Annotated in this window: 20 protein-coding genes; 1 reads left to right on the forward strand and 19 read right to left on the reverse strand. The window is 50.8% G+C overall.

Translation table 11 applies throughout. The annotated features are described in order from the left end of the window. Nucleotides 1–27: 27 nt before the first annotated feature. Complete coding sequence (locus tag ACTJJJ_RS25490; protein WP_188936989.1) at nucleotides 28–1395, reverse strand: Gfo/Idh/MocA family protein; 1368 nt, start codon at nucleotides 1393–1395, stop codon at nucleotides 28–30. Between the two features lie 161 nt (nucleotides 1396–1556). Between ACTJJJ_RS25490 and ACTJJJ_RS25495 the strand changes: the two genes are divergently transcribed. Beyond that, nucleotides 1557–1997, forward strand: a complete 441-nt coding sequence (locus tag ACTJJJ_RS25495) for a DUF6934 family protein (protein WP_440703416.1) — start codon at nucleotides 1557–1559, stop codon at nucleotides 1995–1997. A gap of 159 nt (nucleotides 1998–2156) precedes the next feature. Here ACTJJJ_RS25495 and ACTJJJ_RS25500 read toward each other — a convergent pair whose 3' ends face one another. The 18 genes from ACTJJJ_RS25500 to ACTJJJ_RS25585 form a co-directional block, all read right to left on the reverse strand. Beyond that, nucleotides 2157–3092: a sugar ABC transporter substrate-binding protein gene (locus tag ACTJJJ_RS25500; RefSeq protein ID WP_440703417.1), complete on the reverse strand. Its 936-nt coding sequence runs from the start codon at nucleotides 3090–3092 to the stop codon at nucleotides 2157–2159. A 106-nt stretch (nucleotides 3093–3198) separates the two neighbouring features. After that, complete coding sequence (locus ACTJJJ_RS25505; protein WP_440703418.1) at nucleotides 3199–4131, reverse strand: ABC transporter permease; 933 nt, start codon at nucleotides 4129–4131, stop codon at nucleotides 3199–3201. Between the two features lie 119 nt (nucleotides 4132–4250). Further along, nucleotides 4251–5753, reverse strand: a complete 1503-nt coding sequence (locus ACTJJJ_RS25510; RefSeq protein WP_440703419.1) for a sugar ABC transporter ATP-binding protein — start codon at nucleotides 5751–5753, stop codon at nucleotides 4251–4253. A gap of 76 nt (nucleotides 5754–5829) precedes the next feature. Then, nucleotides 5830–6990 (reverse strand): Gfo/Idh/MocA family protein, encoded by a 1161-nt coding sequence (locus ACTJJJ_RS25515; RefSeq protein ID WP_188937001.1) that lies wholly within the window; start codon nucleotides 6988–6990, stop codon nucleotides 5830–5832. A 153-nt stretch (nucleotides 6991–7143) separates the two neighbouring features. Continuing rightward, nucleotides 7144–8178, reverse strand: a complete 1035-nt coding sequence (locus ACTJJJ_RS25520; RefSeq protein WP_440703420.1) for a TIM barrel protein — start codon at nucleotides 8176–8178, stop codon at nucleotides 7144–7146. Between the two features lie 56 nt (nucleotides 8179–8234). Further along, complete coding sequence (locus ACTJJJ_RS25525; RefSeq protein WP_440703421.1) at nucleotides 8235–9449, reverse strand: hypothetical protein; 1215 nt, start codon at nucleotides 9447–9449, stop codon at nucleotides 8235–8237. A gap of 117 nt (nucleotides 9450–9566) precedes the next feature. Next, nucleotides 9567–10658, reverse strand: a complete 1092-nt coding sequence (locus tag ACTJJJ_RS25530) for an aldose 1-epimerase family protein (RefSeq protein ID WP_440703422.1) — start codon at nucleotides 10656–10658, stop codon at nucleotides 9567–9569. 87 nt (nucleotides 10659–10745) lie between these two features. Further along, complete coding sequence (locus ACTJJJ_RS25535) at nucleotides 10746–11558, reverse strand: alpha/beta fold hydrolase (protein ID WP_440703423.1); 813 nt, start codon at nucleotides 11556–11558, stop codon at nucleotides 10746–10748. Between the two features lie 9 nt (nucleotides 11559–11567). Beyond that, nucleotides 11568–12395: a sugar phosphate isomerase/epimerase family protein gene (locus tag ACTJJJ_RS25540; RefSeq protein ID WP_188937012.1), complete on the reverse strand. Its 828-nt coding sequence runs from the start codon at nucleotides 12393–12395 to the stop codon at nucleotides 11568–11570. Nucleotides 12396–12424: 29 nt separating this feature from the next. After that, on the reverse strand, nucleotides 12425–13474 hold the full coding sequence (locus ACTJJJ_RS25545; RefSeq protein ID WP_440703424.1) for a ThuA domain-containing protein: 1050 nt from the start codon (nucleotides 13472–13474) through the stop codon (nucleotides 12425–12427). A 26-nt stretch (nucleotides 13475–13500) separates the two neighbouring features. Further along, entirely contained in the window at nucleotides 13501–14352 is an 852-nt protein-coding gene (locus ACTJJJ_RS25550; protein ID WP_440703425.1) for a sugar phosphate isomerase/epimerase family protein, read from the reverse strand. Between the two features lie 45 nt (nucleotides 14353–14397). Further along, on the reverse strand, nucleotides 14398–15138 hold the full coding sequence (locus tag ACTJJJ_RS25555) for a 3-keto-disaccharide hydrolase (RefSeq protein WP_426295877.1): 741 nt from the start codon (nucleotides 15136–15138) through the stop codon (nucleotides 14398–14400). Nucleotides 15139–15350: 212 nt separating this feature from the next. Next, nucleotides 15351–16496: a glycoside hydrolase family 130 protein gene (locus ACTJJJ_RS25560; RefSeq protein WP_188937020.1), complete on the reverse strand. Its 1146-nt coding sequence runs from the start codon at nucleotides 16494–16496 to the stop codon at nucleotides 15351–15353. A gap of 112 nt (nucleotides 16497–16608) precedes the next feature. Next, nucleotides 16609–17208: a YceI family protein gene (locus ACTJJJ_RS25565; protein ID WP_188937378.1), complete on the reverse strand. Its 600-nt coding sequence runs from the start codon at nucleotides 17206–17208 to the stop codon at nucleotides 16609–16611. A 116-nt stretch (nucleotides 17209–17324) separates the two neighbouring features. Next, on the reverse strand, nucleotides 17325–17894 hold the full coding sequence (locus tag ACTJJJ_RS25570; protein WP_426292072.1) for an RBBP9/YdeN family alpha/beta hydrolase: 570 nt from the start codon (nucleotides 17892–17894) through the stop codon (nucleotides 17325–17327). A gap of 24 nt (nucleotides 17895–17918) precedes the next feature. Continuing rightward, nucleotides 17919–19004, reverse strand: a complete 1086-nt coding sequence (locus tag ACTJJJ_RS25575) for a formylglycine-generating enzyme family protein (protein WP_440703426.1) — start codon at nucleotides 19002–19004, stop codon at nucleotides 17919–17921. Between the two features lie 16 nt (nucleotides 19005–19020). Then, nucleotides 19021–20463 (reverse strand): phytoene desaturase family protein, encoded by a 1443-nt coding sequence (locus ACTJJJ_RS25580; RefSeq protein WP_440703488.1) that lies wholly within the window; start codon nucleotides 20461–20463, stop codon nucleotides 19021–19023. 35 nt (nucleotides 20464–20498) lie between these two features. Continuing rightward, nucleotides 20499–22070 carry a sulfatase family protein gene (locus ACTJJJ_RS25585; RefSeq protein ID WP_440703427.1) on the reverse strand — a complete coding sequence of 524 codons (1572 nt, stop codon included), beginning with the start codon at nucleotides 22068–22070 and terminating at the stop codon, nucleotides 20499–20501. Nucleotides 22071–22077 lie beyond the last annotated feature (7 nt).

Raw genomic sequence — 22077 nt, forward strand, 5'->3', positions numbered from 1 at the left:
AGGGACCACGAACTTTAATGAGGTATCCTAGACATGCTTATAGTCTGGATGTTTGTAAGGAGCCCGGTAAGAACGGGCCAGTAACGCATTCGCCTCTCTATCTCCCACAATTTCGCGCTTTATTGGGTCATAAACAATCGAACGGCCTGTTTTCATCGAAAGATTTGCCAAAATGCAGCTTGCAGTCGAAATATGTCCCTCCTCGATGTCGGCAACAGGTCTGCCGTTATTCTCTATAGCGCTCAGGAAATCGAGCATATGCAGGCGCGTTGCAGGTGCCGCATTGAGCTCAATCTTGTCCTCTTTTAAATCCTCGGGATATTTTTCCTTTTCGTAAACAACGTCCTTATGGATCTTCTCGCCTTTGCCTTGCGGAATAAAATCGTAAGCCATCGTACTCGCCCAAAGCGTCCCTTTCTCGCCATAGAGTGTAAATGACCATGGATAATCGGGATTGTTTGGCGTGCCCCACGTGCGATGCTGCCAAACGCAGTTCAACCCGTCGTATTCGAAAATGGCTGATTGCGTGTCGGATATATTGGACTTGCCTTCTTTCTGCACATAAATACCGCCCGTCGACGTGATTTTCTTTGGCCAGCCCAGTTTCAGCATCCAGCGCACCGTGTCGAACATGTGCACGCACATGTCTCCGGTAATGCCATTGCCATATTCCATGAACGTCCGCCACCAGCGCACATGCGGCGAGCCGTCGTATGGGCGCAGGGGCGCGGGCCCTGTCCATTTTTCATAGTCAAGGTATTCCGGAACGGCTTCTACCGGCGGATTACCATTGGCCCGCATGTGGTAATAGCAGCACATTTCGACGTGGGAAATCTTGCCCAGCAAGCCTGCGTCGACGATGTTTTTCTTGGCGTCGATCAAATGCGGCGTACTTTTCCGCTGCGTTCCCACCTGTACTACCTTCTTGTATTTGCGGGCTGCGGCAACCATCGCTTCACCTTCCAGCACGTCCACGCTGATGGGCTTCTGTACATACACGTGTGCGCCGGCCTTCACTGCGTCGATCATCTGCAATGCATGCCAGTGGTCTGGCGAGCCGATAAGTACAATATCCATTTCATTTTCAGCAAGCATTTTCTGGTAATCGCCGTACAACTTAGGCGTCTTACCTGACTTCTGCCGCTGGCTCACCAGTTTACCCGCTTCGTTCAATTGGTTTTTATCCACATCGCACAACGCGATCACCTCCACGGGCGCTACCTGAATCAACCTGAAAAGATCACTTTTGCCATACCAACCCGTACCGATTAATCCCACGCGCCAGGTTTTGGCTGGGTTCATCAGGTCCATTCCCTGCGCTCCGAAAGTGGAAAGTGCCAATGCAGCCGTGGCCCCGTGGAGAAAGCTACGGCGGTTGATATTGAAAGTGTTCATCAGTGATTTGATTGGTTTTAGGAAAACTGGCAAATGCCATTCGGAGGTAAAAGGGCAAGGCGCCGCCCGTTTTACTTTTAAGGGGAGATTATTTTACATTTGTTACACATACTCCGCTCAACTTCCTGCATTCGATATGGTACCTGTTATCTCCCGATTGTATGGATTTAGAATTTTATCCTTTAACTGCAAGAGAAAACCGTCTTCTTTTCGAGTTTGAAAGTATAAGCGAACAAAAGCGGATTTCAAAACGTGTCACATTTGCTGCTTTACCCGATACCCCCTCCGTCTTCAACCTTGCGCTGATGGATCTTGATCAGTATGGAGCAACCACTGATGTCACCGTCAGTAACAATTCGGACATGCCCAAAGTAATGGCAACCGTGATCCAATGCGTATTTTTGTTTCTGGAAAAATACCCTTCGGCTACTGTACACATCACAGGCAATTCTCCTGCGCGTACTCGACTGTACCGCGCTACCATCAGCAGAGAGATTTCAAAAGCGAAAAATTTTATCGAAATTTATGGAATGGACGGCTGGCAAATTGAGCCATTTCGCTCTGGTAAACACTATGACGCGTTCTTAATTAGAAGACTATGAAAAGTACATTGAATAAAAGTGAAAGAAGACGCCCTCGGGAGGTAGTTACCTATCCATCCGTTGAAGCATTCACCCAAGCCAAGCTTGAACAGGCCATGAAACTTCTGGAAGGCGCGGATTTATCTCCTATCTTCGGTCCAGGTTATGAATGTTTTTCTTTTAAAACTCCCCCACATTCTCCTTCGTCACCAGCTGAAAAGGAATAATCACTTCCTTATCAAATGCCTCTTTTTTAGCTGCTTTCACTGCCGTTTCTATCGCTTTTCCGCCCTGTTCTTTGGCATTCTGGAAAACCGTGGCGTCCAAGGTTCCCTTTTTTACAGCTTGTAATGCATCCGGAATAGCGTCTACGCTAACCACGAGTACTTTGCCTTTTAAGCCTGCGGCTTCCAGTGCTTTCACCGCGCCCATGCCCATTTCGTCGTTTTGAGCAAAAATGGCGTTGATTTTATCGCCGTAGGATTGGATCCAGTTTTCTGTGAGGGACATTCCCTTGGCGCGGTCCCATTCGCCGGTTTGCTCGGCGAGCAGTTTGAGGCCCGGATTGGCTTTCAGGATTTCCTTCGCACCGTTATCGCGCCGGATCTGCGCGGCCTGGCCCATGAAGCCGTGCATCATCAGCACGTTGCCTTTTCCTCCCAGCTTTTCGGCGATGTATTTCATCGCGATGCGTGCCGATTCGGTGTCATCCGAGCCTACAAATGCCGTGGGCTTGGCAGAAGTTTCGGAATTGACATTGATAATGGGAATCTTCGCATCCATCGCCAGTTTGATCGCCGGCGAGCTTGCTTCCACTTCGCAGGGATTCATGATAATCGCGTCCACTCCCTGGCCGATAAAGCTTTCCACCTGCTCCACCTGCTTCAACGCAGAGCGCTCGGCGTCGACGGTGATCAATTCTACGCCCATCTCCTTCGCCTTCGCCTCCATTGCGTCGCTCACATTCACGATAAACTCATTCTGCATGCTCAGCATCGTAGCGCCGATCACCAGTTTTTTCCCTCCATCCGATCCCGTCTCTTTGTCAGACGATTGATTACAGCCCGCCAAAAGGACTGTCGCGATGAATATTGCGAAAATTGCGTTGCGTTTCATAGAGTTATCAGCGGTAGCCCGTCAGTTTATGTTTTAATATTAAAATCATTTTCAAATCCCACTTCTCCATCCTCCCCTTCTTCCCTCCCCCCCTTTCCTCCTTCAATCAATCCTTCTTCCCAACCCCATCCAGCACCACGGCGCCGATAATGATCACACCCATTACCACCTGCTGGTAATAGGAGGTTACATTCAGCAAATCGAGGCTGTTGCTGATTACTCCTATCAGCAAGGCGCCGATCAATGTGCCTGTCATGGTTCCCGTGCCGCCCGAGGTGCTGGTACCGCCGATTATCGCAGCCGCGATAGCATCCAGCTCGAAGCCGGCACCGGCATTGGGCTGACCAGTCGTGATGCGCGACGTAAGCAAAATACCTCCTAACGCAGAAAGCAGCCCGCAAATCGTATATACCCACATCTTGACACGGCTCACACGTATACCTGACGCACGCGCAGCAGGCTCGTTGCCCCCAACCGCGTACATATAGCGTCCGAGAATCGTTTTATTCAAAATAACCGAACATACCGCGAATGCAATGAGCAGAACAATGATAGGAAATGGAATTCCGCAAATATTACCTCCTCCGATGAAATTGAATGAATCGGAAAGATTTGATACCGGCCTTCCCTTACTGAGAATCAATGCGAGCCCTCGCCCGATTGTCATCGTTCCGAGCGTAACGATGAATGGAGGGACTTTGCTTTTGGTAACCACCAGCCCGTTGAATGCACCCATGGCAGAGCCGGCTCCCAGTCCGACGAGCAGCGGCACCACGAGCGGATAAGTATCGGGGTGAGCGAATGTCGCGGCGGCTACGCCTGTTACCGCTACCATCGAGCCAAGCGAAAGGTCGATTCCCCCGGTGATGATCACAAAAGTGACACCAAATGCTAATAATGCGTTGATTGACACCTGATTACCAATGATCAGCAGGTTCGAAACGGTAAAAAACTTCGGCGTACTCAACGCCAGCACCAGGCATATCAATGCAAATGCGAAAAAGATGCCGTACTGGCCTAATTTGGAGAGCTTGTTCATTCGTTTGTTGGGTATTGTGCCGTGGTTCGGTTTGACCGCCGTTTGCTTCTTTTAAATTTCGATTCGTATGTAATCTGCATTACATGTCGGCGGTCAGTGGTCGGCCGTCGCCACTCCGCTCACGCTACCGCATACCGCATAATCAACTCCTGTGTCGCTTCCGCCCTGGAAAGCAGCGCGGTTTGTTTTCCTTTGGATAAAACCAGAATCCGGTCGCTGAGTCCCAGGATTTCCGGCAGCTCCGATGATATCATGATGATCGCCATGCCCCGATCGGCCAGGCTGCGGATCAGTTTGTAAATTTCAAACTTGGCCCCTACGTCCACGCCGCGGGTTGGCTCGTCGAGGATAATGATCTCAGGCGAGGCAAGCAGTACTTTGCCGATAACGACTTTCTGTTGGTTCCCTCCACTCAAATAAGTGACGTGCTGATCATCCCCCGCTGTCTTAATCTTCAAATCGGCAATCATTTTTTCGGTGGCCGATTGTTCGCTGTGTGTATTGATAAAACCGCCTTTGCGGTGATTTTTCATGCTCGAAAGTGTGATATTGCTCTTTACCGACATCCTTGGAATAAACCCAAGCCCTTTCCTGTCCTCGCTCACATATCCAATTCCGCGGTCGATGGCCTCGCGTGGCGTACGTGCGCAAAACGGCGATTGTTTGATCGAGATCTCTCCCTCATCCCATTGATCCAGCCCGAATATTGCTCTTGCTATCTCAGTTCTTCCCGCACCCATCAACCCCGCTAACCCCAGTATTTCGCCGGATTTTACATCAAAACTGATATTTGAAAACTTACCAGCCCTACCCAGGTTCTGCACCGAAAGTACTTCCCGCCCTGCCGGCTGCGTTGCTTCCGGAAACATCTGATCTATTTCTCTTCCCACCATCATGGCGATCAATGCATTCTGATCCAGATCGGCGGCACTTTTCGTGCCGATGTATTTCCCATCGCGGAGCACGCTAATGGTATCCGAAATCTGGAATATCTCATCCATTTTGTGGGAAATGTAAATAATACTAACACCCTGCGCTTTCAGATCACGGATAATCTGGAATAATGTACCGACTTCCTTATCTGAAATAGCCGAAGTAGGCTCATCCATGATGATTACTTTCGCGTCGTTCGAAACAGCCTTCGCAATCTCGACCATCTGCATTTGCGCCACGCTGAGGTGTTTCATTTTCGTCTTTGGCGCGATGTCAACACCCATCCGGTCAAGCAATGCGCCCGCTCGCTGGTTTATTTCCGAATCATTCAACCAGCCGGAAAGCAGTCCTTTTTTACCAGAAACCTCCCTTTCCCTTCCCAGGAAAATATTCTGCGCCACGGTCAGTTCGGGAATAATCAGGATTTCCTGATGGATCATGGAAATACCTTTTTTCAAAGTCTCATTTACATTGTTACCGATCAGGTTTTCGCCTTCCAGCAAAACCTCCCCGGAATCGGGCGCAACCAATCCGATCAGTATTTTCATGAACGTCGATTTCCCGGCCCCATTTTCACCCATTAAGGCATGTACTTCGCCTTTTATCAGGTCAAAATGGATATTGTCCAGCGCTTTCACACCGGAGAATGACTTGGAAATTTCCTTAATCCTCAGAATGTAGTCGGACATAGCAGTATCGAAACTGAGGCTTTAACCTATCCCGCAGGAAATGGTCAAAGCCTCAGATTATGAATGCGTTATTGGATCAACCTTCCCAATGTACGCCGGTATCCTTCCAGCTTTTGGAAGCCGCCGAATCCAGTACCGCTTCGCACACTTTCTGTGTTTCGTAAGCGTCGCGGAAAGTCGGTGAACAAGGTTTGCCGGTTTGCAGGCTTTCGAAGAAATCGGCTGCCTGGTGGATGAACGAATGCTCGTAACCAATGCTGGTCCCGGGAATCCACCATCTTTTCATGTAAGGCTGATCGCTGTCGGTGACAAGGATCGATCTCCATCCGCGAACGATCGACTCGTCGTTGTGATCGAAGTATTCCAGGCGGTTCAGATCATGCAGATCCCAGCGGATCGATGCGTGTTCGCCATTGATTTCAAAAGTATAAAGCGCCTTGTGGCCGCGTGCGTAACGAGTAGACTCGAAAAGGCCGAGTGAGCCGTTATCGAAGTGGCAATGGAAAATACAAGCGTCGTCGATGCCCACTTTCTGAACTTCGCCAGTTCCGGTGTGCTTACGCTCTTTGATGAATGTCTCAGCCACGGCCGAAACGTCCTTGATACCGCCATTGATCCACATGGCTGTGTCGATACAATGCGCCAGCAAGTCGCCGGTTACTCCGGAGCCTGCCGCGTCCACGTCGAGGCGCCAGGTAGCGGTTCCACCTTGCGGCACATCCGGGCTGATCGTCCAGTCTTGCAGGAAGTTCGCGCGGTAATGGAAAATACGTCCCAGTTTACCTGAATCCACAATTTGCTTCGCCAAGGTCACGGCCGGAACGCGGCGGTAGTTGTACCAGACAGTATTTTTAACTCCCGCTTTTTCAATAGCCTCCACCATTGCCTTCGCTTCCGCAAGCGTACGTGCGAGGGGTTTTTCACAAAGGATCATTTTTCCCTTCGCAGCCGCTGCTAATGCGATCTCGGCGTGGGTATCATTCGGTGTACAAATATCCACCGCGTCGATATCGTCGCGCTCGATGATCCTGCGCCAGTCGGTTTCGTACGATTCGTATCCCCACTGCTCGGCGAAGGCCTTCACTTTCTCCTCGTTACGGGAGCAAACAGCCGCCAGCACCGGGCGGTATTCGAGCTCAGGAAAAAAGTCCCCGATCCTTTTATAACCATTGGTATGCGTGCGGCCCATCAAACCGGAACCGATCAGCGCTACACGAATTTGCTTTTTTTCTGACATAAGGTTTTGTTAGTTGGGGCTTTAAGCGATTCGCTTCGGGCCCTAGGTTTTTGGAATATACTTTTGACCATGGACGATGGACCATAGACCATGCGTTTGCTAGTCCATATCATGGTCCATGGTCGGCGGTCTATGGTCTGTAATCGAAAACCATTACGCTACCCACCCATGCGCATTGCGCACTTTCACGAGCGCAGCGAGGATGTCGTTCCAGGTTTGCTGCTTGTACATTACCTCGTTGGGGAACATGCAGCCATCCCAGCAGATATGGCGGAACGCTCTCGTAGGCTCGCCTTTTTCGTCGCGGAGCCAGAATCCGGCGTGGTGCACGATGTCGAGCTTGCCGTTTGGATCGGTAGCCAGACAGTGGCGGCCGGTTTTGTCGTGCGAACCGGTGCCGTGAACGGTGCCGTCGTTTTGTGCTACGTGGAAATCGATGGTCCACGGACGAAGCGCAGCGGTCATTTTCTTGAAGGCTTCATCCAATGTGGCCCGGTCGTTCCACTGGAAATCTGCGGGCAAAATACGATCTTCCGGTGCATTGTAGCCGAGCAGATAAAGGAATGTATGTGACATATCGGCTTGGAAACCTACATTCGGGCGGTCTGTCGCTTCGAGCGTATCGATCATAGCTTTCCAGCTATGCATACCACCCCAGCAGATTTCCCCCTCCGCAGCCAGCCTTTCACCGAAATCAGCGGCAACGTCGGCAGCACGTCTGAAAGTCTCGGCAATTTGCTTGGTATTACCTTTGGGATCAGCCGACCATGCTTCCGGCGAAGAAGCCGAATCGATGCGGATTACGCCTCCCTGCCTTACACCGGCATCACGGAGTTGCTTCCCAAATTCACATGCCTTGCGGACCTGCTCCACAAACGTATCGCGTGCGTCCTTGCTGCCCATTGCAGAACCAGCCCAAACGTTGGCTACAAGGCTGCCGGCTTCGAGGTTATACCCAGCCAGCTTATCCGCCAGGCGTTTACCACCGTCGGCGCTATTCAGATATTCACCAATATGCTCGTCGAAAAGACCGATATCGACACCGTCGAATTTCACACCGTCCACCTCGGCAGCGGCAGTTTTTTCCAAAAGCGTATCAAAAGGAATGATCGGTTCCGAATCAGAACCTTTGCCCACGATGCCAGGCCATGTGGCGTTGTGGAGTTTAGGGAAATTATTTTCAGGCATGGTTTGAGGAATTTATGGTGGGGGACTTCGGCCGTCGGCCGAAAGCCGAAGTTTATTTACAATACTAGGTCAGGGTTGCCCGGACCGAAGTGCTTCAAGATCACAATAGGATCTGTTTTCGAAGGGTTGCTGATCACTACGCCTTCGACCGCAGCAGCTTCGCTTACGAAGTACTCGTCGTTGGTTAACTGTCCATAGCGGATCAATGCAGGGGTTTCGATATCCCACACACCGAATTTTCCATGTCCCTGCATTACAATCATTCCGTATGCAGCAGCGTCAGTAATGGTAACAGTCTGTCCTGGAAAAACGGTAATTTCCTTGGCACTGTAAGCCTCGTTTTTATAGCAAATCCAGTTTTCGCTATATCCTTCTTCGGCCATCACAGCGACATCTTTTACCGGTTTGGGGCGCATGAAATGCTTCTCCATTAAATTAGGATTTACGTTCAAATCCCAGTCGATCACTTCCATCAACAGGTCATAATCGCCAATTCTGTCTTTCGGCGTTCCTTTCCAAAGCAACTCTTCCGGAATCACCGCCTCGTTGACAAGCGATTGATACATCGCAAAAATATCCGATGCTTTTTGAGGCTCATAGGTACACAAGCTACCCGGCGCATGCAACATGCCAGGAGGCACATCCCAGCCTGTTCCCGGCTCCAGACGAAACGCCTGGGAGTAATTGGTAATCTTGTTGTCACCTTTGGTGAAGTTCATCAGACATTCTTTGATCTGCTCTTTGGTTGTACCGGGAGCGATTCCGATGAATGTGTATGGAAAATCACCACCGTGATTGTTCAATTGAGGCGGGAAATAGTAGGCTTCCGGCTTTCCATTCTGGCCCACCATAGCGGCGTGCTCATCTCTGTGGTGAATGTGATGCGGAAGTGGCCCCATATTGTCAAAAAACTTGGAGTACATGGGCCAGCTCTTGTATTGATCCCAAAGTCTGTCGCCTATAATCTGACCTTTCAGCTCTTCTACCGCGTCCCGCAATGTCACTTTTTGAATCCCTGATTCATCTTCCAAAACGATTTGGCTCAAACCTTCATTTTCACCTGTAAGCGGCCCGTTTTCCGCAGGAGTTGTGGATGACAACCAGCGCTCATCGATACCACCACGCTCTCCACCCAGCACGTAATAATCGTCGGGGTGCAACTTGATCCTGCGGCCAGGAACGCAAAACGAACGCGGCACCCATGTCGGGGCCAGACGTAAAATTCCCTTCCCCTGCTCCAACGCCTTCTCAGCTATACTTGAAAGTCCCATTGTTTTTGTATTAAAGAATTGGTTTTTGGTATACTTAGTTAAAATTTTCACTGTGTGTTAATGTACTGTCGTTCTTGTCGTCCTGAGCGGACCGGGCCGCTCAGGGGGACAGTATCGCTACACATTCACCTTTAATTCAAATTCTTCGATTTCTTCCCTCGCAGTCAATACGCTCAGTTCCAGATCATATTCCCGCGTTTCTTCCGGTTCCAGAAAAATCAACGTTCCGTCTTCCCTTGCCTTAGCCTGCCCGGAAAGCGGGTGCGTACTCGGCTCGATACCCGTTACGTATTCCCCTTTGCCCCAATGTTGCCAGTTGGCTAGCCAGGGCAACTGTTCTTTTTTGAATTTCAATGCCACGGCCAATCCGAGCTTCGCATTGTGCAATCCACAAATGCTATCTCCGAAAATGTCGGCGTCCACATCAATTAAGGCTACTTCTTCTCCGCTTCCCAAGTGGCTTTCCAGCGGTGCCGGGGCTTTCTTGAATGCATTACCTTCTTTGAAAATCTTTGCATTCTCTTCAAAGCGCGGGCGCCATTGGCCATTCCAGAGAATGTCGGTACCCTCGTCCACGATCGGCCATCCAAAATTGAAATGGTACAGCAACATATGCGGCGTGGCGGTATTGGCTTTGTTGATCACCTCGTCGTGAATGCGCAGTTTTGGCTCTCCCAACGTGGCTGAAATCGTTCTTTTCAATTCCAAACTTGGTCCGAAAGGCCGCGTTTCGCGGATAATGCCGGTAATGCTCATATCGTATTTCCCAGCGCGCAAGTCTGGCTGAACGATCGAAACGATTTCCGCAGGCTGATTACCGATCAAACCATGTAATCCGCGGTCGCCGAAACTGTCAGACTCCGGCCCGCCCGCGTGCGAGAGGCCACAGGTAGTAAGCAGGCCGCCTCCAAACGTGCGGAGCCAGTCAATGCCTTTGTCAGAAAACGGTTGCGGATAGGTAACACCCCCGTGACTGATCCACGCGAGGCTATGCTGGTTATAAAATGCCTCGGCAATATCCATCGCACGGTCTATCACGACTTTAAACCGCAACCCACCGCCAGTATTTATCCACGCTATGCGAGTGCCTCTGCCAGCACCATTATCGAGCACAGAAGTTTCGATGCCGCCTATCTGTACGTAGTTCGACACCTTATCTTTCCAATCCTGCGCTGTCTGATCCTGACCTTTTGAATCCGCAATCTCCATTATATCTCAATTAAACCTCGAATTATCTAAACCTAAAAAAGGCGCAAAATGCCTGGCTTTAATGCTTTTAACTCAAAAAATGGGAGGTCAGGCTACCGGTACGCTGGTCAGCCAGTTTCTCACTCTTGCATTGAAATCTTCTGTATTCTCAAAATGGAACGCGTGCCCGAGCTTATCGTACAAAAACAGCTCGGCACCCGGAATGCCACCGGCGACCTCTTCCGCCATCCATACCGGCGTAAAAATATCCTCCCTGCCGCCTATGACCAGTGTCGGGGCGTTGATCTTACCCAGTTCCGGCAATGCATTGTGGTTAATGCAGGCAGCCGCCTGTCCTTCCAGTCCGTGCAATGGCTGCGGGAATGGGTTGAATGCATCTACACTACGGCCATTTTCGAGGTCCTCGTGTTGTTTCGCATCGTCCCACGACGATTTCGAAAAGATCAGCAACTGAATATACAAGCTGAACTCCTCCGGCCTGAAACGGGCCTTGGCATTCATAATATGTTGGAAAAGGCCCTTGGCATAATTGTCGCAACGCGCCCACGGGCACATTAACACGAGCGATTTGACCTTGTGAGGATGCCTTATCGCGAGTTGCTGCGCGATGGTACTACCCATGGAGCAACCGATCACATGCACGTTTTCCAAACCCAAAGAATCGAGTAAGCCGGCATAGTCATCCGCCATTTGCTCGGTAGAATACGGTCCGGCCGGTTTATCTGTCAGCCCTACACCACGATTATCGCCGATAATGCAGCGGAAATGATGCTTCCAGTCGGCAACATGCACATTCCATACCGCGCCCGGCGCCGTTATGCCCATAATCAGGAGCAGAGGCTCGCCGGAACCGCGTTCTTCGTAGTAAAAGTTGATACCGTTGGTTTTTATTGTGGGCATGGGGAGATGCTATTTTAGTGCCGGAATCAACTCCTGCTGAATCCACTTCCCGTCGTGCAATGTCACGAAATCGGGGTCTTCGAGGGCTTCCTCGCCTTCATCTTCGCAGATGATCCAGCCTTTGTAATTGATGTCTTTCAGCCACTGGGTTACGCCGGGCAGATCTACCTTACCATTACCCATTAATGTAAACTCAGGGTTGCCGTCCCAGTCCTTATAATGCACATGGTTGATCAGCGACTGATATTCCTTCATTTTCGTGAGCGGATCCATGCCACCGTTGATGATATGGCCTACATCGGGCGTCCAACCGGTTACTGACGCATCCAGGCCTTCAAGAACGATCTTGTAATCTTCCTCGGTACGGATTATGGAGGTATGCGGCGAGTTCGGATGGTAGCTACAAGGCACGCCTTTGTCGGCGGCACGGCGCGAAACGGTGTTGACGATGTTCACGAGGCGCTTTTGCCGCTCTTCGATGTTATGCCTGCCGGCCGGGATCTGTACTGTGTTCAAAACCGCACCCGGGAAGCGCTGCAGCACACGGATGGCGTGGTCCGCCACTTCGCGTTCGCGTTCGGTCTCTTCGGACTCGTTCCAGTCCAGTGCGAGGGCCAATGCGGCGAGTTCGATACCTTGTTCTTTCAGTTTGGCTTCGAGCAGATCAGGGTCCTGAAGATCGCCCATCCAGGTAAAAATAGGTTGAATACCGGTAAAGCCCGCTTTGGCGATGACTTCGATCATGTGTCCTAACCGGCCCTGGTGTGTTTGGCCGCTGTTGCTCATGAACCAGGTGTAAACCTCTGATCCAAAGCGAAATGGAAGTTGCTGAGACATTAAAAAGTTTATTTTCAATTACATAAAAATCACTTCGACTTCTTTTTCACTACCTCGCCCGGCATGATCAGCGAATCCCAACCAGCCAGATCGGAGGGCTTCACATTCGCTTTGTACCCGCTGAAATTGAATGTAGTAGGCTTGTAAGGGCCCACAAATGCAATGTCGTTATTCGGTTTAATAGCATTTTCAAGTCCCAGTCCCCAGAACATCGCATTCACGATCATCCTTCTGAAACCTTCATTCAACAAATCCTCGGACGCACCATGCGTAGTGGTGAAGGCGCGGCCTTTCCGGCCCCCCTTCATTTGATAATCGCGAATCCAGGCAACCGGCAGCAGTTCTTTCGTCGGATCGGCAGGCGAATCGGCGGTCATGCCATTCAGCACCTGGCCTTTTGCCAGCACAGTTCCTTTGGGCGCTGCCGTATAACCTCCCGACTGAACCCACATATCCTTCACGCCCCGCATGATCGGATGCGTCGTCTGTGTTTCGTCGATGACGATTTTAGAGGATTGCTTATGGTTCGTCCCATAATGCGACACCCAGGTTTCACCCAAAATATGTTCGCCGAAACCGTCTTTCCATTCCGTTTTTGGCCCCTTATAGTTCCAGGTATAATGCTCCCATTTCGGGTCATTTTTAATTTCAAATGCATGTGTCGACGTGCGGAACGCTACGATGGGCCCTCCTCGTTTGAGGTAGTTCTCGAAATGCTGCATTTCCTTGTCTTCGAAATGCGCGAAACGCATAAAAAGCACCATCAAGTCGGCCTTATCGAGCACGTCGAGGCCTTTTACATTGGAACTACCCGGGTAAATGTAGCCATTCGAGTCGAGCGCGTACACGACCGTACAGGTGAACCCGTAGCGCCTGGCCATAATCCGCGCCAGTGCGGGAAGCGATTCTTCGCCGCGGTATTCGTGGTCGGTGGCAATAAAAACGATGTTTTTACCCACCCCCGGCCCTTTGTCGCCTTTGTACACGACCCGGTGTTTCGCGGGATCGTCCTGTGCATTGGAGCCGAAAGTGATCAGTGCAATGCCGAACGCCAGCATTGATTTCAATAGATTCTTCATAAACCCGGACTGAAAAAGGTGGTTGATCAAAGCCCGTGTTTCAGGCCCATTTCGCGGATAAATTTGTAGCCGTTTTCGGCAATGTCCCACGGCTCATTGAATTCTCGCCACACGCCGATTGCATTCGCAAAACCGGGATCGTTCCGCGAAAATGCCTCGATCGTCAGCCAGCCATCGTATTTAATAGCCGCCAGCGCCGGGAAAGCATCATCCCACTTCACCTGCCCGGTTCCCGGCGTACCGCGGTCGTTCTCACTGATGTGTACGTGCGCCAGCACCGGTGCGATCGTCTGCAAGCCACTCAAATAGCTTTTCTCCTCGATATTGGAATGGTGGGTGTCGAACATCGCCCGAACATTCGGATGGTCCGCGGCCTTTACGAGTTTGAGCAGCTGCTCCATGGTATTGCACAGGTAGCATTCGAAACGGTTAAGCGCTTCGAGGGCAAATGTGATGTTGGCCTGTGCGGCGTAATCGGCAGCCGCATTCAAAACTTCACCCGCCAATGCATATTCCCGATCTTCGGCCGGGCGGTTTACAAAAACAGTATGTGCCGAGTGGAAAGGTCCGCAAATGACTTTGGAATTCAGGTCATGGGCACGGTCAACAGCCCATTTGATTTTGTCCAAAGCTCTTCCCCGAACCTCCGCTGATTCGCTCACCGGATTTTCGTCGGCACCGACCGTCATTACCGCCGTAGTTTCAAGGCCCAGGTCTTTCACAAAACTGCCCATCCGTTGGTAAGCCGCGGCTTCCTGGGGGCCTAAATAGAACTCGACACCGTCGTATCCAATCGTTTTCAGTCTTTCGATGATCGGAAACAAGTCATCCGAAACTGCCGCCGTCCAGGCCAGCACATTAAATCCGATTTTATTCATAGTAGGCATTAAGCCGACGGCCAACAGCCGACAGCAGATGTTTGATTAATATTGTTTGATGCGCAGGTCTTTGTATTCCACTTTCATTGGTGGGCCTACATGTACCTGTACACCTAAAAGGCCTTTTTTGGCTCCATTTACCGTGTCATTGTCGGTAACATCACTCATGAGGACGCCATTGATGTAGTGTTGGAGATGATTTCCCTTCACTACGAGGTGGAAAGTATTCCAATCTTCACTTTTGATCAATGTCTTCAAAGAATCGGAAGAACCGAGCGAGCCTACCACTTCGAAGCCTGTCCAAGCATTTCTCGCCACGTTCTTGCGGATAGCTTCCGGTGTTTTTTCGCCTGTATATTCCTTGATGACCGTTTTCTGGCCGCGGTAGGCCAATGTGGTACGCTTGCGCTCTTCGTAGTTCTGGCCGGTGTAGTTGTTTTTGCCATCGATATCGGCCTGGTAGCCTTTCAATGCAAAAGGTACGTCGGTCAACTGTTCGCTGCGGTAGTTGATACCGGAGTTACCGGCAGCCGCGATCTTGAAGGATCCCTTTAATTCGAAATCTCCCGGCTCGCCGCCTTTCCAAATGATGAATGAGTTGGTTTTTAAGAGCGTTTCAGGAGTTATTTCCCCCACGAGGGAGCCGTTTTCGACACGCCAGTATTTCGGATCCCCGTCCCAGCCTTTCAGTGTTTTTCCGTCGAAGATGGATTTAAAGCCTTTTTCGGCTTTTTGGGCAAAAGTATCGACCTGGCTGGTGAGGGTCATCACGGCGGCCAGAAGCATTCCGGCCTTGATAAATCTGAAACTCATTTTTGATCGCATTTATAGGTTTAGTGACTTCTGAACAACTGACTTCCCTTACTTCAAGAATTATTGGGGCATCAACCTCCTCTTAAAAAAGCAGAAATTAATATCCAAAAATTCCTAAAAATATCTGATGGACTATCCTGTACTGACCTGCTACCGGCGCGAAGCTCTTGCTTCGTACCAACGCATTAGGGCAACGGATCGCCAGGGGTTTTGGCAGCGGGATCGTATACAGCCACTCCTACACGTGAATCGGCGCAGCCATAGTAGAGGAGCCATTTCTTTTTGTAATACACCATTCCTTCAATGAAAACCGTCCCTGCTACGTACTGGCCGCTCTTTTCGAACGGTTCCATCGGACGGAAGAACGGCGCATCGAGGCGCGCGAGGACTTTGGTAGGGTCATTTTTATCAAACAATACCTGACCGGCGCAGTAGCTGTTCGGCGTAAAGCGTTTGTCGCCGTCTTCGCCTTTGTCGTTTTTACCATTATAAAGTAATACAATTCCCTTGTCGGTCAGGATGGCCGGGGGGCCGCATTCGGTGAGGTTGCTGTCGAAGTAACCTTTTCTTGGCGAAATCAGATTGACGAGCTCGCCTTTGCTATCGACCACCGGTTCCCAGTTGATGAGGTCGGTGGAGGTGGCTATATTCACATTTGCCTCTCCAAAATAGAGCCAGTATTTGCCGTTTATTTTTGCGATCACCTGCTTATCTCCAACCAATTTGGTCACAATAGAGCCGGATTTTGTCCAAATGTTGTTGAACTTGCCATGATAGGCCTCCCTGAAAGCGGGCCCATATTTCTCCCATTTGAGTAAATCGCGGGACGTAGCGACTCCAAGGCGCGCCTTGTCCTTGTTCCATTGGGTATAAATCACGACGTACAACCCATCTTCTGTTACAGCCACACGCGGGTCTTCGCAGCCGCCGGGCCATTCATTAGCCTTCTGACTGTCCTCAGCAGGAAACAGCACCGGTTCTTTTCTCCTTTTGAAATGGATCCCATCCTCACTTTCGGCGTAGCCGAGGCGCGAAGTACGCATACCAATCGCCTTGCCGGCCTTATCCTCCGCGCGGTAGAGCACCACGATCTTGCCGTTTTTGATAGCCGCAGCGGGATTGAATGTATCATTCGACTCCCAATCGACATGCCGCTTTTTCATAGGGCAAAAGAAATGCGAGGTGCTGTCGGGAGATATCACGGGATTCACGCCGGCTGGTCGTTTGAAACCACCGATAGTCCAATCGGGTAGTTTGTTTTCGGTTTGGGCAAATGTCTGCCCTGTGAAGATCGATGTGCATATAGCCAGGCCGGCGATAAAATTTTTCATAGATTTTCTATCAGTTATCAAATCGTACCTCTCAAATATAAGGCTCTGCGGGCAATAAAAAATCCGGTCTGATTGCTCAAACCGGATTTCATGCCTTTTAAATATGCGTTGATTATTTGTTCGCCACCAGATTTACATCGAGTGTAAAATCGTTTTCGATCGCCTTGTCTCCGAGGTTTTCAAAGAAGTTGGTCGAGCGGAATTTGATATCGTATTTGGTACGATCGATCGCTACTTTCGCGTTGGCAGTCACTTTTTTGGCATCGGCTGTAACGGTTGCCGGGAATTTCACATCCTGGGTAATCCCTTTGATCGTCAGCTTGCCGGTTACATCATATGCATTTCCGCCTTTTGGCGTCACGGTAGAAATCACGAGCTTAGCCTGCGGGTGTTTTTCAACTGAGAAAAAGTCGTCGCTTTTGAGGTGATTGGTAAGCTTGCCGTTCATTTCCTTGTCGGTCACATCGGTCACAACGAGTGATTTGATGTCGGCCACAAAACTACCTCCTTTGAGCTTGTCGTTATCAACCACGAGTGTGCCGCTTTCCAGAGGCACAGTTCCGGCATGCGTTCCCGTTACTTTTTTAGCGCCCCAATTAATAGTGCTTGCCTTGGGATCCACCTTCAAAGTTTTGTCGGCAGCATTCTTTCCAGGACCGTTGGCAATTGCAGCAACATTGAAAAGCAAACCAGCTGCTGCGAGTACAAACATTCTTTTCATAATAATTTCAATCGTTTAAAGTGTAGAAGAATTGTTTTGAAAGATATAAAGAATAAAAAGTACTTAACAAATCATTAACAGGCTTTAACAATCCTATACGTCGTTTGTCAGGAGCGCGTTGCTTCGCTTTCCAGCAATTTTACGTCATCAAAGCGCTCCAATATCTTCTTACCATCGACCCAGTCTTCGAGCCCCGATACGGCATTGATATGCCCTTTTTTGCCCACATTGACGAAATCGCTTCCCCAGTTCGCGGCAAATACTTTTGACCGGCCTATTGTCGCGTAAATGTCGTTCGTACTCGCTACCACAATCGTTTTGAAAGGAATCGTACGCACAGGTATGGGCGTAAACCCGACGACAAAATTCAATCTTTTCGAAAGTTCGGCATCGGCCGGGGCCACTAATAATGCGCCCTTGATCAGCTCCGAACTAAATTCCTGCGCCCAATGCGCCACGGTAATGCATCCCAGGCTATGCGCAATGAGGATCGTCGGCTCGGTGAGTTCGCCGATCTGCTTTTGAAGCTGCGCAACCCAGTCCTCTTTCACCGGCCAGTCCCAGTTCTCCTGCTGTACGCGGTCGAAACGGTGTGGATATTGCTCTTCCCAGATGGTCTGCCAATGCTGCGGGCCCGAGCTCGCCAGCCCCGGTACGGTCAGAAAGCGCGTACTCATAATACTATCGATTTGATGATCACATCATTTTTTATCCATTACACAACGGAAACCAAGATTGTTGCTCCCGCTCGTCACTTCGCCCTTGCCGCGGCTTCCGGCTTTATAACGAATGCAATAGTCGTCGCTGCAAAGGAACGAGCCTCCCCGCTGGACGCGTTTCACTGCGCCGGGCTCGTCGGGGTCGTAGCTATCCGACGGCCCTTTCGGGTTAGCGGCGGGACTTTTCTGGTAATAATCGGGACGATACAAGTCCTCGCACCATTCCCAGACATTGCCGTCCATGTCGTAAAGCCCGTAAGAATTCGAAGGGAAGGACTTAATGGGCGCTGCCGTAAGATAGCCGTCTTCTTTGGTATTCTTGTCAGGGAAACTTCCCTGATAAATATTCGCAACCCATTTGCCGCCGGGTTTTAGCTGGTCGCCCCAGTAATAGGTGTGATTGCCTTTCCCGCCCTGTGCTGCAAACTCCCATTCTGCTTCGGTAGGGAGCCTCTTACCTGCCCATTTTGCATAAGCGGAAGCATCTTCATACGAAACATGTACCACCGGATAGTTTTCACGGCCTTTGATCGAGCTGGAAGGTCCTTCGGGATGTGCCCAATCGGCTCCGGCCACGTAATTCCACCATTGCAGCGGGTTATCCAGGCTCACGCGTGCAGGCGTGGGCGTAAAAACCGCCGAGCCGGGAACCAGCTTATCAGCCGGCACACCGGGATAATCGGCTGGGTTCAATGGGCGTTCGGCGACGGTTTTATAATTGGTCGCTTTTACAAAAGCGGCGAATTCGGCATTGGTTACCTCATGGGAATCGATATAATAGCCATTCACGGTTACCTCGTGCATCGGGCGCGCATCGGGAAACTCGTCGGCGCCCATCAGGAATTTCCCGCCGGGAATCCACACCATACCGGTACTATCGCCGGCACCTTCCGTCACCAGGCTTGCATTGCGGATCGCGGCTGCGCGGGAAGGCATACCGTCGGCAATGCAGGCTGCCAGGCTGTCGGCTTTGCGTTTTTCTTCGGCGGTTTGTTTGCTTCCGCAGCTCCATAACGTCACAGCCATCGCTCCTACCAGACCGCAAAAACCTTTTATTGAAAACTCCATATTCCAGAAAACTCGGTTATCCTTTTTTTACTTCTACTTTAAAAACATCCTTCAAAGCCTGTCGCGCAGCGTGGTACCCGCACATCCCATGTACGCCCCCGCCCGGCGGTGTGGACGACGAGCAAATGTAAATGTCTCTGGCCGACGTCCGGTAAGGCGAAATACTCAGTACCGGCCGCGAATACAACTGCCAGATATCCTGAATACCCCCGTTGATATCACCTCCGATGTAATTCGGGTTATATTGTTCCAATGCGCTGGCATTGGTAATGTGTTTTGCTTTGATCACGTCCCTGAAACCCGGAGCATAGCGTTCGATCTGGCTTTCCAGGGCGTCGGTCATGTCGCGGTCGTCGCCGTTGGGTACGTGGCAATAGGCCCATGCCGTATGCTTGCCTTCCGGTGCGCGCGTTTTATCAAAAAGACTTTGCTGCGCTACAAGGGCAAAAGGTTTCTCGCCCCGTTTGCCATTTCCTACATTACGTTCATACTGCACAATTTCTTCGAATGTATTCCCCAGATGCACCGTCCCTGCGCTCCTGCATTCCTCGCGTTGAAAGGGTATCGGCTCATCCAGTGCCCAATCGACCTTGAAAATCCCCGGACCCTGCCGGTAGGTTTCGAGACGACGTTTGTACGAAGTACTCAGCCTGTCGCCCGCGATGCGTATCAGCTGTCGCGGCGTCACATCCATTAAGACCGCCTTCGCCGGTGGAAGTTCATTCAATGAGCCCACCATCCAGCCTATTTGGATCTTTCCGCCGAGCGATTGAAAATACGCCCCCAGTGCGTCCGCAATGCTTTGACTTCCGCCTACAGGAATCACCCATCCTTTAATATGTGCCGCCGCCATGAGCATGATACCAAACGCCGACGTGGCAATATTATCCAGCGGCTGGATCGAATGCGCTGCCATTCCGGCCCATAATGCACGTCCCTCCGCTGTTTTGAACTTCGTGGCAGTCCAGGTCGCCGGGGGCAGTGCTGCTAATCCAAAACCTGCCAGGCGAAAAGGCTCGGCAGGCCATTGCAACGGCCCTAGCAGATCCGGCAACAACTTCGGGACCGATTCGAGCAAATTACTCATCCATTTGCGGTAAGTACTCCCATCCGCACCCAGCTGCGCCGCCGTCGATTCCACCGATTGGTCCAACACTGCCACCCTGCCTCCGTCCAGCGGATGTGCCGCGTCGTGAGTCGGTTGAACGAACGTCAACCCGAAATCCGCGAGCGGCAGCTTTGCAAAAAATGGCGACATCAATGCCATCGGGTGAACCGCCGAGCAAATGTCGTGTCGGTAACCGGGCAACGTCAGTTCCGCTGTACGCATACCGCCGCCAATCGTTTCTTTACCTTCAATCAACAACACCGAAAGCCCCGACTCTTGTAAGGTAATGGCCGCCGCAAGCCCATTCGGACCAGAGCCGACCACTATCGCATCGTATTCGGGAGTACCCACTCCTGGAATATCCACTCGGGTGTCTGCCACGCTGATCAGGGTTTAGCTGTCGCAAGGATCTGCAATGCCTCGTCGTCTTTGTATTCGTTCATTAACGTTTTCAGCTTCGTTTTAAGATCGGTTGTCAGTGTTTCTGTTCCTTTTGTTCCGTAGATATTCGAAACCTCTTTCGGATCTTTTTGCAAATCATACAATTCCCATGAATCGGCACCGCCGTAGAAGTAGGCCAGCTTGTAGCGGCTCGTCCTTAGCCCGAAATGCGGGTGTACGTGGTGCGGCTGGGGGAACTCGTAATAGTGATAATATGCCTCTTTCCTCCACGGAATTTGTGCTGCGCGGTTCGCTTTCAACAATGGGAAGAACGATTTGCCCTGCATGTCCGAGGGAGTTTTCACACCTGCGATATTCAGCACGGTAGGCGCCCAGTCGATATTCACCACGAGGTCGCTCACTTTCGTACCCGGTTTGATCACCCCCGGATAACGGATCACAAACGGTGTTTTGAGCGATTCTTCGTAAATGAACCGCTTGTCGAACCAGCCGTGTTCGCCGAGGTAAAAACCCTGGTCGGAGGCGTAGATCACGACCGTATTTTTGGACAAACCACTTTTATCGAGGTAATCGAGCAACTTACCAATGTTACGGTCGAGTGAATTGGCCGTCGCGAAATAATCACGGAGGTAACGCTGGAATTTCCATTCCACCAGTGCTTTCCCGGTCAGGTTCTTGTCGGTAACTTCTTTTGAAACCTTGTCATAGTAAGCCTTAAAAACCTTTTTCTGCTCGGAGTTCAGGCGTTTGTAGAGAAAATCTGTTTCATAATCCACGCCCACTTTCAGGTCGAGCTTCATGCGCATCGTTTTGTCGATCGTCATATCCTGGTCGGCGGCTGCCTTTCTTCCCTTATAATCATCATAAAATGTCGAAGGCAGCGGAAAAGTCACATCATCATAAGCGCCAAGGTCTTCCAGGGCGGGCATCCATTCGCGGTGCGTGGCTTTGTGGCCGACGATCAGGAAAAACGGCTTGTCGTTTTCACGTTTTTCGAGCCATCCGGTAGCAAACTGGGTAATAAGATCGGAAACGTAGCCTGTGTATTTGGTGGTATCGTTAGGTTGGCCCACGAACTCCGGATTGTAATAATGCCCCTGGTCGGGAAGTACATTCCAGTAATCGAAACCTGCCGGCAGGCTGTTCAAATGCATTTTACCGATCCAGGCCGTCTGGTAGCCGTTCTTGCGGAGCGTTTCCGATAACAGCGTCTGGCTGGTATCGAATTTCGTGCGGTCGTTGCGTTTGTAGCCGTTCAGATGGCTGTATTTGCCGGTGAGGAGTGTAGCACGGCTCGGGCCGCATATGGAGTTGGTAACGAGGTTATTGGTAAGCAATGCGCCTTCCCGGGCAATGCGGTCGATATTCGGTGTTTTGGCGATTTTGTTTCCATAGGCACCAATGCCCTGATAGGCGTGATCATCGGAGAATATGAAGATAATATTCGGGCGCTGAGCGGCTTGGCCGAACGCCAGCGTAACCGACACAACCAATGCAATCAGGCCTGAAAAGGCCTTTGAAATCAACTTCGTAGTACGGGTAAGGATAGCAAACATGAAATAC

This window comes from Dyadobacter sp. 22481 (assembly GCF_052044875.1).
Taxonomy (GTDB): Bacteria; Bacteroidota; Bacteroidia; order Cytophagales; family Spirosomataceae; genus Dyadobacter; species Dyadobacter endophyticus.

Coding starts and splice junctions, on each gene's coding strand:
- ACTJJJ_RS25490 (WP_188936989.1), bottom strand. CDS start 1,395: ATGAACACTTTCAATATCAACCGCCGTAGCTTTCTCCACGGGGCCACG.
- ACTJJJ_RS25495 (WP_440703416.1), top strand. CDS start 1,557: ATGGATTTAGAATTTTATCCTTTAACTGCAAGAGAAAACCGTCTTCTT.
- ACTJJJ_RS25500 (WP_440703417.1), bottom strand. CDS start 3,092: ATGAAACGCAACGCAATTTTCGCAATATTCATCGCGACAGTCCTTTTG.
- ACTJJJ_RS25505 (WP_440703418.1), bottom strand. CDS start 4,131: ATGAACAAGCTCTCCAAATTAGGCCAGTACGGCATCTTTTTCGCATTT.
- ACTJJJ_RS25510 (WP_440703419.1), bottom strand. CDS start 5,753: ATGTCCGACTACATTCTGAGGATTAAGGAAATTTCCAAGTCATTCTCC.
- ACTJJJ_RS25515 (WP_188937001.1), bottom strand. CDS start 6,990: ATGTCAGAAAAAAAGCAAATTCGTGTAGCGCTGATCGGTTCCGGTTTG.
- ACTJJJ_RS25520 (WP_440703420.1), bottom strand. CDS start 8,178: ATGCCTGAAAATAATTTCCCTAAACTCCACAACGCCACATGGCCTGGC.
- ACTJJJ_RS25525 (WP_440703421.1), bottom strand. CDS start 9,449: ATGGGACTTTCAAGTATAGCTGAGAAGGCGTTGGAGCAGGGGAAGGGA.
- ACTJJJ_RS25530 (WP_440703422.1), bottom strand. CDS start 10,658: ATGGAGATTGCGGATTCAAAAGGTCAGGATCAGACAGCGCAGGATTGG.
- ACTJJJ_RS25535 (WP_440703423.1), bottom strand. CDS start 11,558: ATGCCCACAATAAAAACCAACGGTATCAACTTTTACTACGAAGAACGC.
- ACTJJJ_RS25540 (WP_188937012.1), bottom strand. CDS start 12,395: ATGTCTCAGCAACTTCCATTTCGCTTTGGATCAGAGGTTTACACCTGG.
- ACTJJJ_RS25545 (WP_440703424.1), bottom strand. CDS start 13,474: ATGAAGAATCTATTGAAATCAATGCTGGCGTTCGGCATTGCACTGATC.
- ACTJJJ_RS25550 (WP_440703425.1), bottom strand. CDS start 14,352: ATGAATAAAATCGGATTTAATGTGCTGGCCTGGACGGCGGCAGTTTCG.
- ACTJJJ_RS25555 (WP_426295877.1), bottom strand. CDS start 15,138: ATGCTTCTGGCCGCCGTGATGACCCTCACCAGCCAGGTCGATACTTTT.
- ACTJJJ_RS25560 (WP_188937020.1), bottom strand. CDS start 16,496: ATGAAAAATTTTATCGCCGGCCTGGCTATATGCACATCGATCTTCACA.
- ACTJJJ_RS25565 (WP_188937378.1), bottom strand. CDS start 17,208: ATGTTTGTACTCGCAGCAGCTGGTTTGCTTTTCAATGTTGCTGCAATT.
- ACTJJJ_RS25570 (WP_426292072.1), bottom strand. CDS start 17,894: ATGAGTACGCGCTTTCTGACCGTACCGGGGCTGGCGAGCTCGGGCCCG.
- ACTJJJ_RS25575 (WP_440703426.1), bottom strand. CDS start 19,004: ATGGAGTTTTCAATAAAAGGTTTTTGCGGTCTGGTAGGAGCGATGGCT.
- ACTJJJ_RS25585 (WP_440703427.1), bottom strand. CDS start 22,070: ATGTTTGCTATCCTTACCCGTACTACGAAGTTGATTTCAAAGGCCTTT.